Genomic DNA, 9,670 nt, shown 5'->3' with positions numbered 1-9,670 from the left:
GGCCCGCATCCGCGGGCCGGCCCCAACTCTGAAAGGCCCTGTCCATGGCAGGCGAGACCGTCATCACCGTCGTCGGCAACCTGGTCGATGACCCTGAACTGCGCTTCACCCCCGGTGGTGCGGCCGTCGCGAAGTTCCGCATCGCGTCCACCCCGCGCACCTTCGACCGGCAGACCAACGAGTGGAAGGACGGCGACGCCCTTTTCCTGTCCTGTTCGGCGTGGCGGCAGGCCGCGGAGAACGTCGCCGAATCCCTCCAACGTGGCATGCGCGTGATCGCACAGGGCCGTCTCAAGCAGCGCATGTACGAGGACCGCGAGGGGGTGAAGCGCACGGTCTTTGAGCTCGACGTGGACGAGGTGGGTCCTGCCCTCTCGCGCGCTACGGCAAAGGTGAACAAGCTCTCCGCTGCGTCAGCGGGTTCGCCGCCGGCGGCCGCGGCCGCCGGCCCCTGGGCCACCGGGGGGCAGCCTCCGCCACCGTTCTAAGAGGCCCAAGCAGCGGGCAGCACGTCCAAGGACAGACCTTCGACCTCCGGCTCCTCCCTCTCGGAAGGAGCCGGAGCTGCTTCGCGCTCCGGCTCGGGAGTCGGCTCGGGGCTCGGCTCGGGAGTCGGCTCAGGAGTCGGCTCGGGGCTCGGCTCGGGGCTCGGCTCGGGAGTCGGCTCAGGAGTCGGCTCGGGGCTCGGCTCGGGAGTCGGCTCGGGAGTCGGCTCGGGAGTCGGCTCGGGAGTCGGAACCTGCTTCGGCTCGGGGAGCGGCTCCGGCTCCGGCCTCGGAGGGCTCGGGACGGGCTCGGGTGTCTTCACCACTGGGGCAGGGGGCGGTTCTGGTGCCGGCGGCAGGGGCACCTCGACCTTGGGCGCGGGCCTCGTTGGCGGCGGAGTTGCGACCTTCGCCTCTTCGACGGGGGCGACCACCGTTCCGTGAGTCGTAGCGTCCACGACTGCGGCAACCGCATCATCCGGCCCTGCGGGCACCAAGCCGAGCTTGCTGGCGGCCGCATTCCCAAGGACGAGTTCCACAGCACGAAGTAGCTGAACCGACTTCATGTCCTCGGCGACGACCGCCTGCTGAACCGTTTCCTCTGTGGCGTGAAGCGTGCCGAAGGCGAGAAAGGCCAGCCGGTCGGGAAGAGGCGGCGGACTCGGCTTGAAGGCCGCCCTGCCGGTCATCATCGCAGTGTGGCGGGCATCGGTGGCCTCGGATGCAGTGTCAACAAGGGACCGTTCCCAATCCGCCAGGCGCTTCTTGTCGGACCCCCAGAGGACTACGCGGCCATGCCGTGTGACGTTCTGGTACAGATGGCGGTTGCCCTCCTCGGCGGTCCACGCCCTCGCGGCGTCTTCGTCAGGGAAGATCCGGAACCCGACCTTCTCGTAGCCGTAGGAGAAGGTGAAGGCCGTGCTCGTTCCCACGGACGCCTCGCTGGCCATGACCTGGCCGTCCGAGTCCACGCACTTAGCCTCGTACGCCCCCATGGGATCGCAGGTCAGCCGACCGCCTTCGGCGATCTTCTGAAACTCGGGATCCTTGTAGGTGGCCGTAGCGGCCTTGTCCTCGCGGCTCACGGAAGGGGTCGACGCCGCGTTGGTTGGCATCCTCCCTCCAGAAGGCTGGATCATCTGGGCGAGGAATACGCCGCCAGCGAGCGCCGGCGCAGCCACAGCGGCTATGCGAGCCCATCGCGGGGGCCTCGGCCTGCGGTGCCCACCTTCGGCCTTGACCTGGGCAGGTGGAACAACACCCGCTGCGGGTGCGGCCTCGAAGCGGGGGATGTTCTGGTCAGTACCCAGCCGCTCGTTCATCTCAATGATGCTCGGGCAGTGCCTGCGCACGAGGTCCTGGACCTGCGAAAGGGTCAGCTCCGGGCAGACCCGCAGGATGGCGTCGACCGCGTACTCGAAGGACTGCCCCGGTCGAACGAACAGGTACGTGACGCCTTCGTTGTTGTTGGCGAACGTGATGGCGTCCGCGTCCATGTCCTCTTCGAGGACGCGCAGCTCATTGGTACTGGTCACGGGGCGCCTGTGTAGAAGTTGAGGAGAAGACCTTGAGACCCGGGGGCGTGGTGCGCCGCGCCGGGGAGGTCACTGATTGCGGTCCGGCGCATTCTGGCGGAACCTGGCAGCGATCTTCGCGGCGATGTCTTCGAGTCGTGCGTCGCCGACCTCTTCGATGTCGGCGACCCGGATGGTCAGACCCTGGCCAGCCTGCGCGACGCGGACATGAACACCGGGCTCGCTGAGGTCTTCGGCGTGTTCGCCGCCCAGCGGTCGAGCGCGCCGGTCGGCCTCGCGCATCATCGCCTCGAAGGCTCGACGCCGGCCACTCTCGCTGATCGGGCGGCGCGGCCTCAGGGCCGCAGCAGCCATGACCATGCCGGTTATCTCCGGGTTCTCCGGTGCAGCGTCGCCCGACAAGCAGCGATCCAGCTGCTCTGCGACGGCGCTATCCCATCGACCCAGCATCGTGTCTCTCCCTCAGCATGACCGGCGCTGCGCTCATTAGATCCCCGTGCCGCTGCGCATCGGAAGCGGACAGCAACAACGATGCCAGGTGGCTGTCACTCTCCGGCATCAGCTTCCGCAGTTTGGCGAGCGCTCGGCACTGCAATACCCGAATGGTACCCACTGGTTTGCCCATGATCTCCGCGGTCTCGGAAGTTGAGTAGCCGGCGGTAACACGGAGTGCAAGAACCATGTGCTGGTCGTGAGGGAGCTTGTCCAGCTTGCCCTTGATGGCTCGGCTGAGTTCGTTCCATTCGGCGATCTCGGCTGGCCCCATCTCGGCGCTCGGCCCTTCGAGGTGCCAGAAGTCGCCCGTGGGCTGTTCGAATCCGCGGTTCCTCATGGGGCGGAAGAAGTCGTTGTAGACGTTCCGCGAGATGGTCCAGATCCAGGCGTGGATGCCGCCTCCGGTGTATCCGTCAATCTTCTGGACGACCTTGACGAAGACCTCTTGGGCCAAGTCCTCGGCCGTGGCCGGGTCTTGGATGCGAGCTTGCATGTAGCGAACGACCGGCTCGTACATCCCGGCAAACAGGTCTGCCAGAGCCTCTTTGTTCGTCGGATCCTGTGCGGCCAGCGCGGCGGCTTCTTCAAGGGGATGCCCGGACTCGCCGTTGCACGACGTGGTCTCGCTCGCGCTGGGCGTCTGGGGCATTCCGCCTCGCTCCGGTCTTGATCGGGCACTGGAACGCCATCTTCCGACAGTCGCGGACAACTGCGCCACAGCGAATTCGCACGACGGCTCGAAAACTATTCGAGTGCACCAAAAGGGAGGTATCGACCATGCCGAGATGGTTCATCCCGTTTTGGATCGCGATCAAATCGGACGTTCCTCCCCTGGAATCGCTCGCCGAGACCGACAGGCCGAATATGGGCGTTACCAAACGGTTACATCCGGCACACCGTCACCCGGCCTCTCCTGACCAGGAATCGGCTCGCCATGCCTGCCGCCTCCCTACCAGTGGGCATCTGGACGTGGTGTGCACTATGGTGGCCGGGCCACTAACCGCCGGGACGAGCAACCGGCAAACCAGAGGGAAGAGGGGAGGCGGCCATGCAGGATGTCCGCCTGGCAGAGCGGATCAACCGGCTGCCGTTCGAAACTTGGCTCTGCGCCGAGATGAGTGCCCAGCAGATCGGGCTGACGCCGACCGAGGCCGACACCGTCCTCCGCGCCGGCCGACGGCGCGGCATGCTGACGGTCCGCCGCGAGAATGGCGCCTTGGAGTTCAAGCGCGTCCGCCGGCACCCGCGGGCCATGAAGAGCAGCACCCCGTGACAGCTTCTCCAAGCGCTGAACTCGACGTGGACCTGATTGCTCTCTACCTGTCGGGCTGGCACATCGATCCACTGGACCCCCTGTTCCACGAAGACGTCGAGGATCAAATCTTCCGGGCCCGCGAGACCTTTGCCCGCAGGCATATGACTGCGGATGACAGCCTGCGCAGCACCTTCGACTGGGTCGCGGCCGAGCAGGGAGTCGACCAGGAGCGAATGGAGAGGGCCCGCGGCGCGCTGTCGCGCTACCGCTTCGATCTCCTACCGAGCGACCCGGAGCACGCCGACGCCCTGGCCGGCTTCGACCGGCTCACCGGCCTGCCCATGACCAACGGCGACCTGAACGACATCTACTACGGCGAGTTGCCCGATGGCTCCTGATGCGGCGCACTCATCCTGAAGGCCTACGAGTTAGTACCTTCGGTACATTGCGGGCAGACAAGCAATAGCTTGTCGAGACGATCCAGGGGGTGCAGATGATGGAGCCGAAGTCCATCACACCATGGCGCTCCAGCACGCTGGAGCGCTTGAAGGCAGCACGCGCCAACGGACACACGGACATCGTGATCCAGCTCACGGAAGAGTTGATTTCGGTCCACGCGGCGCTGGGCGAGCGCCGGCTCGGAACCCGCGAGGAACAGAACTCCTACCTGCTGGCCCGCAGCACCATGACGCCCATCCCCGAGCTACTGAACATCGGCATCAACACGAACACTTGGCCGCCACCGCCGAAGCGTCCCACGGTGGCAGAGCCTCGCCCCGCTTCGGCGGATACGGAACGGCGCATCACCGACCTCTTTCACGCGGCCGGCCCGCTCGCAGACCGACCGTTGGCGGGCCCCCGATACGAAGCGCGGTATCGGCCTCACGACGGGCATCTCTTCCACGGTGAGCCCCTGCCCTGGGCCATATGGGACACCCAGGAGGACATGCCCATCGCCTACCACGGCGACCAGGAGCTGACCGAGTACCAGGCGTCGGTAGCCTCTGAACGCTACGCCCGTCGCAGGCACACGCCATAGTCCTCCGTCACAGGCTCGACGGCGCGCCAGCAGGCGCGTCGCGGAGCACGTGCGGAGGTTACCTAAGGCGTTGTAGATCCAGTGATCGGCGAGGTTCTCGATCCGGCGTGGAACGGCTGGGACGCCTCGGGCCCCTACCGGGTCCCGGTGCCGCGCTGGTCAGCATTGACTGCGTGAGAAAGTCGGCGTTCCTGGTGGGGACACCGGATCAGATCCGTCGCACCGCTGCCCAGGTGTGGTGTACCGCCGCATCGACGTGGGATCCGTGGTCATCTGCGAGTGAAGGCGCCAGGCTCAGCGCTGGCCGGTCTTCGGCACTCCGGGGCGCCCCCGTGTTCTCGTGCTCGACAGCGACGAATACGTGTTCGCGGTCGGCTCGGACCTCGCACAGCAGGTGCTCGCCATTGGTGCGGACGTAGGCGGCCGCGACCAAGTCCACGAGGCAGGCTTCGACGTAGCGCAGTGTGCGCCCCGCCTGCGCGTCGGCACCCAGGATCAGCGGCAGAACGTTGCGGATGATGGAGCGGGCTCGAAGGGGTGCCTCGCTGGAGGCAGGAACCGAGAAGCGGCTGCTGTGGCTGATCTGGACGCTGGCGGACAGCCCAGAGCTCAGCGGGCGTCTGGCTGGCTGCGACGTCGTGGCCGAGGCGCAGCTGACGTGTGATGGAGCTGCTGGTGTAGGCGGCATCGCCTGGTGGTTGTGCATTACCTCAGTCCCCCGTCATTGGTTCGTACTCGTCGGGCCGGGAAGCCAGCCACACGCCGTGGACGTTGGGGTTCGCGGGGTCTCCGCCATCAGCAACATCGAGCCCGGCGGCATATGCCTGACACACGTGACCCGAAGAGGTCTCCGAGTCGGATCTTGCAACAACGCAGCTCAGACTGTCAACGATCGTTTTTCTGCTTGGCAATGATCGTTGCCACGGTATAGGTTTCGGCCACGCTGAGTGCAACCCGCCACCGGCACACGACAAGCCGAATGGGAGACAGGACGTTGGGTGAACCAAACACCCCCCTCCCGGAGACTGTGGCTCGGATTCAACAGCTGCTTGCCCAGCGGAACCTGAGCGCCGACCAGTACCTGGACCACAAGCAGCTGTCTTTCGACACAGGCGTGTCGACCGAGACAGTCGCCGCCCTCTTGGCCGGCAGGACAACGCCGGAGTCGCGCGAGACCGACACCAAGGAGATTGCCCGACACCGGTTCCGGTTCCTTCACAAGACCCGACCTGCGCCGCATGGCGAGCCCTACACGCCCCGCGAGCTCGGGAGGGCCATCGGGGTGTCCGGCGAGTGGGTCCGTCAGCTTCTCGGCGATCAGAAGAAGGTCCCCAGCCTCGAAGTGGCCAAGCCCCTCGCGGATCTCTTCGGCCAGGAAATCACCTTCCTTACCGACACAGCACCCCAGGCACTGAACCGGCGACTTCTCCAGATCCAGCAATCGCTGGAGGCCTCAACCGAAGGTCCGGATCCGATGAAGCAACTGTTTCAGGAGTACGGCCTGCAAGGAATCTCCGCTCGCAGCACGCACTTGAGGGATCATCAAAAGCAGATCATCGCCGGAATGATCATCGGCATGATTACCAGTAACGACGCAGAGGGGAGGTAGCGCAGCGAGATGGGCGTGAACCGCGAAATGCGCAAACTCCTCAAGTCCCTAAGGGACAGCATTGACCTCCAGGTACCCGCCCCTCCGCGCGACCTCTTCCAGGCTCTGGTCGACGCCATGGCAAGGATGCGCGGCGAAACCATCGAACTCAAGATAGTTGAGTTTCCCGAAGGCGCAGGGGCCACCGGGCTTGTCCTCGACTTCGGGAAGAAGCACGTGGTCATCGTTGAGGAGGGCACCGACCCCCTACACCAGCTCGTGATCCTCGGACACGAACTCTGGCACCTTCACGCCGGCCACTGTTCAAACGGCCTGGCGGGCGGCGCTGCCGCCCGCGCCCTCGGCGACGACATCGACCCGCAGGAACTTGCTCGCGTCGTCGCCGCTCGGACCCAGTTCGACCAGCACAACGAGAGCGAAGCCGAAGCCTTCGGGTACCGACTGGGCGCAGCTTGCGGAGGCTGGCTTGCAGGAACGCCCGAAGCTCGCCCCCCCATTCACCTGAACGAAGTCGGTGGGCGAATCAACGCATCCCTCGGCTACCACGGGCCGCAGGGTTGACATGACGATACAAGACTTCTACATACCCTATGTGATTCCGGCCGCGGTTCTTATCGTCGCCTTTTCCATCAAAGCCCCCGCGATGATGCGCTACTGGCGGAATCCACTGCTTCGGGCCGTGGGCGGGCTCCTTCTCGTAGCCGCCGCTGTATTCGTCTTCGCCTACCCGCCGATGATCGCCTGGGTGAATGACCTGGTGGGTATAACCAATATTGCCGCGCCATGGGTCTACACCATCCTCACCGTGTATTGCGGCTCGTGCCTCGTTCTGGTGCTCTACTGGCGCGGCGGTGACCCCACCGCCATGAAGCGCTTCATCTGGACCGTGGTCTCTGTATACGCGGCCGTGATCGTCGCCTTCTGGGTCCTCTTCGCCTTCGCGGAAGTCCCCGTCGAGCGTCTGCGCGATCTCGACACGTACTACGCAAACACGCCCTACATGCGCGAAATCATCGTGCTGTACCTGGTCGCCCACAGCATCGCCTGCCTGACCAGCGGCATCCTTACCTGGAACTGGCTTCGCAGGGTGGACGGCCTGCTCCGCGCAGGACTAGTCCTCATGGTCATCGGCTACGCGCTGAACCTCGTCTACGACGCGGCCAAGTACACGGCGATCATCGCCCGCTGGCTGGGGCACAACCTCGACACGTTCAGCACCGACGTGGCGCCCCCGGTGGCATGCCTGTGCGCCATCTTCATTGCGGTCGGGTTCATACTCCCGCATGCCGGCCAAGGCATCCAGCAGTCCTGGGAGGAACGCCGCCAGTACTGCCGACTCCGGCCCCTCTGGCTGGAACTGCACTCGGTGCAGCCGAACGCCGCGACGGTCCGGCTTCCTCTCCTGCGCGCATCCATCTCGCTCAAGCTGATCCAGCGCCGTTCCGACATCGGTGACGCCCTGCTGCAACTGGACGCGCACTTCAGCAACGCGTACCGCGATCAGGTCTACGCGCAACTCGTCCGTCCCGGCGACACCGAAGCCGACCAACGCGCAGCCGCAGCGGTCGCAGACGCCGCCGCCATCGTCGCGGCAGCCTCTGCTGCCCGCGCGGGTGAGTCCGCCCGCGGTGACGGCATGTCCAACGAGCGCCGCTTGAACCTGGACCTCGGCGCCATCTCCAAGGCCATCCAACGGTCCCCAGTCGTCCAGCACGCCCGCACCCAGGCCATGCACAGAGGCATCCACCAGGAAGCAGCCACATGATGACCAGCACAGCACCCTCCTCGCGTAGAACCGCCGTTGTCATCGGCGGCAGCATGGCCGGCATGCTCGCCGCTGCGGCCCTCTCGAAGTGGGCGCACGTCACGGTCATCGACCGCGACGCCCTGCCTGCCGAGCCGAGGCCGCGCAAGAACCTGCCGCAGGGGCGCCACGTCCATCTCCTGTGGTCGGGAGGCGCCGCCGCGATCGAGAAGCTGCTGCCCGGCGTCATGCAGAGCATCCACGCTGACGGTGTGCACCGGGTGGCCCTCCCGACCAATATGGTCGGCCTCTCCCCTGAGGGCTGGTTCCGGCGCTGGCGCGAGTCGCACTACATGATCGTCGGTAGCCGCGACCGGCTCGACTGGAACGTGCGCAAGCATGTCCTGGCCCTGCCGGGCGTTTCCCTCCTCGACCGGACGGATGTTCTTGCCTTGGAGGGCGACGCCAGCCGCGTAACCGGCGTCCGCGTCCGCACGGAAGGCGACAGCGAAGACCGCGTCCTCACTGCCGATCTCGTCGTAGACGCCGCCGGCCGTTGCTCCCGCGTTCCGCAGTGGCTGACCGAGCTGGGCCTGGCTGCGCCGACCGAGCGAACGGTTGACGCCGGACTCGTCTACGCCAGTCGCGTCTTCCGCGCACCCACGGACCTCAAGCAGCTCCCGATCGTCGTCAACGTTCAGGCGAACCCGAACGAGCCAGGCCCCGGCCAGTCCGCGGTACTCGTTCCGATCGAAGACAACCGGTGGCTGGTGACCGTCTCGGGAACCCGTGGTGGCGAGCCGACCAGCGACAACGCAGACTTCCAGCCGTTCGCCAGCAGCGTCAGGCACCCGGTGGTCGGCCAGATCATCGAGAACGCGGAGCCGCTGACTGACGTCGCCCTTACCCGGACAACGGGCAACCACCGTCGCTTCTACGAGAAGGCCAACATGCCCGAGGGCCTGGTGGTCACCGGCGACGCCGTGGCCGCCTTCAATCCCGTTTACGGGCATGGCATGTCCGTCGCGGCGCAGAGCGCGGTGGCCATCCGTACGGCCATCACCAAGCACGGTTGGGGCGACCAAGGCCTGTCCCGCAGCATCCAGAAGGCCATCGCCAAGCCAGTCACAGGCGCGTGGGGCCTGTCGACCGCGCAGGACGTCTTCTACCCGGGCGCCACCCCGAACGGGCCCACTCTGGCCGAGAGGATCGGCGCGGGATACGTACGCCGACTCCTCCGGGCCTCCACCGGATCCGGCCGGGTGGCGCGCGCCGTCACCGACGTCATGACTCTGGAGCGGCCGGCGTTCCCGACGCTCTTCACCCCCTACGTCCTGCTGTCGGCGATCCGTGGACCGCAGATGCCGCAGCTCACCGGCCCGCCACTCACCGCCGAGGAGACCGAAGCGCTCTTCGCCCCGGCGCCTGCCACGGATGTCGACGTTACGGACTTGCGGAAGGCCGAAGCTCTGCCGGTGTAGTCCGCGCCCCCTGCCCCCGCACAAGGT

At 66.2% G+C, this 9,670-nt stretch carries 11 protein-coding genes and 1 pseudogene; 8 read left to right on the top strand and 4 right to left on the bottom strand.

The features are described from left to right. Positions 1 to 44 precede the first annotated feature (44 nt). Positions 45 to 408: pseudogene (locus ACZ7IF_RS26720) on the top strand (single-stranded DNA-binding protein); the annotation flags it as partial. 76 nt (positions 409 to 484) lie between these two features. Here the strand turns inward: ACZ7IF_RS26720 and ACZ7IF_RS26715 are convergent. From ACZ7IF_RS26715 to ACZ7IF_RS26705, 3 genes are all read right to left on the bottom strand, one after another. Next, positions 485 to 2,020, bottom strand: a complete 1,536-nt coding sequence (locus ACZ7IF_RS26715; RefSeq protein ID WP_470976075.1) for a hypothetical protein — start codon at positions 2,018 to 2,020, stop codon at positions 485 to 487. 69 nt (positions 2,021 to 2,089) lie between these two features. Next, the gene (locus ACZ7IF_RS26710; RefSeq protein WP_470151741.1) at positions 2,090 to 2,470 is read right to left on the bottom strand and encodes a hypothetical protein; all 381 of its coding nucleotides are present in this window, start codon (positions 2,468 to 2,470) and stop codon (positions 2,090 to 2,092) included. Then, positions 2,451 to 3,164: an RNA polymerase sigma factor gene (locus tag ACZ7IF_RS26705; protein ID WP_470976072.1), complete on the bottom strand. Its 714-nt coding sequence runs from the start codon at positions 3,162 to 3,164 to the stop codon at positions 2,451 to 2,453. The genes ACZ7IF_RS26710 and ACZ7IF_RS26705 overlap by 20 nt, the downstream gene beginning before the upstream one ends. 399 nt (positions 3,165 to 3,563) lie before the next feature. Here ACZ7IF_RS26705 and ACZ7IF_RS26700 point away from each other — a divergent pair, with 399 nt between their 5' ends. From ACZ7IF_RS26700 to ACZ7IF_RS26690, 3 genes are all read left to right on the top strand, one after another. Further along, positions 3,564 to 3,788 (top strand): hypothetical protein, encoded by a 225-nt coding sequence (locus ACZ7IF_RS26700; protein WP_470151737.1) that lies wholly within the window; start codon positions 3,564 to 3,566, stop codon positions 3,786 to 3,788. 26 nt (positions 3,789 to 3,814) lie between these two features. Continuing rightward, entirely contained in the window at positions 3,815 to 4,168 is a 354-nt protein-coding gene (locus ACZ7IF_RS26695) for a hypothetical protein (RefSeq protein WP_470976069.1), read from the top strand. Between the two features lie 89 nt (positions 4,169 to 4,257). Next, positions 4,258 to 4,809 carry a hypothetical protein gene (locus tag ACZ7IF_RS26690; RefSeq protein WP_470976066.1) on the top strand — a complete coding sequence of 184 codons (552 nt, stop codon included), beginning with the start codon at positions 4,258 to 4,260 and terminating at the stop codon, positions 4,807 to 4,809. Positions 4,810 to 5,017: 208 nt separating this feature from the next. Here ACZ7IF_RS26690 and ACZ7IF_RS26685 read toward each other — a convergent pair whose 3' ends face one another. Beyond that, positions 5,018 to 5,515 carry a hypothetical protein gene (locus tag ACZ7IF_RS26685; protein ID WP_470976064.1) on the bottom strand — a complete coding sequence of 166 codons (498 nt, stop codon included), beginning with the start codon at positions 5,513 to 5,515 and terminating at the stop codon, positions 5,018 to 5,020. Positions 5,516 to 5,836: 321 nt separating this feature from the next. Between ACZ7IF_RS26685 and ACZ7IF_RS26680 the strand changes: the two genes are divergently transcribed. Genes ACZ7IF_RS26680 through ACZ7IF_RS26665 form a run of 4 tightly spaced genes read left to right on the top strand, consistent with a single transcriptional unit; the run spans position 5,837 to position 9,643 of the window. Further along, positions 5,837 to 6,418 carry a hypothetical protein gene (locus tag ACZ7IF_RS26680; RefSeq protein WP_470976062.1) on the top strand — a complete coding sequence of 194 codons (582 nt, stop codon included), beginning with the start codon at positions 5,837 to 5,839 and terminating at the stop codon, positions 6,416 to 6,418. Between the two features lie 9 nt (positions 6,419 to 6,427). Then, a complete protein-coding gene (locus ACZ7IF_RS26675; RefSeq protein ID WP_470151729.1) occupies positions 6,428 to 6,979 on the top strand; it encodes a toxin-antitoxin system, toxin component in 552 nt (183 codons plus the stop codon). Position 6,980: 1 nt separating this feature from the next. Next, the gene (locus ACZ7IF_RS26670) at positions 6,981 to 8,183 is read left to right on the top strand and encodes an MAB_1171c family putative transporter (RefSeq protein WP_470976059.1); all 1,203 of its coding nucleotides are present in this window, start codon (positions 6,981 to 6,983) and stop codon (positions 8,181 to 8,183) included. After that, positions 8,180 to 9,643 (top strand): NAD(P)/FAD-dependent oxidoreductase, encoded by a 1,464-nt coding sequence (locus ACZ7IF_RS26665; RefSeq protein ID WP_470976056.1) that lies wholly within the window; start codon positions 8,180 to 8,182, stop codon positions 9,641 to 9,643. The genes ACZ7IF_RS26670 and ACZ7IF_RS26665 overlap by 4 nt, the downstream gene beginning before the upstream one ends. Positions 9,644 to 9,670 lie beyond the last annotated feature (27 nt).

This window comes from Streptomyces sp. NPDC037421 (assembly GCF_055602105.1).
This window is presented reverse-complemented; position numbering and strand designations above follow the sequence as displayed.

Coding starts and splice junctions, on each gene's coding strand:
- ACZ7IF_RS26710 (WP_470151741.1), bottom strand. CDS start 2,470: ATGCTGGGTCGATGGGATAGCGCCGTCGCAGAGCAGCTGGATCGCTGC.
- ACZ7IF_RS26705 (WP_470976072.1), bottom strand. CDS start 3,164: ATGCCCCAGACGCCCAGCGCGAGCGAGACCACGTCGTGCAACGGCGAG.
- ACZ7IF_RS26700 (WP_470151737.1), top strand. CDS start 3,564: ATGCAGGATGTCCGCCTGGCAGAGCGGATCAACCGGCTGCCGTTCGAA.
- ACZ7IF_RS26685 (WP_470976064.1), bottom strand. CDS start 5,515: ATGCACAACCACCAGGCGATGCCGCCTACACCAGCAGCTCCATCACAC.
- ACZ7IF_RS26675 (WP_470151729.1), top strand. CDS start 6,428: ATGGGCGTGAACCGCGAAATGCGCAAACTCCTCAAGTCCCTAAGGGAC.
- ACZ7IF_RS26670 (WP_470976059.1), top strand. CDS start 6,981: ATGACGATACAAGACTTCTACATACCCTATGTGATTCCGGCCGCGGTT.
- ACZ7IF_RS26665 (WP_470976056.1), top strand. CDS start 8,180: ATGATGACCAGCACAGCACCCTCCTCGCGTAGAACCGCCGTTGTCATC.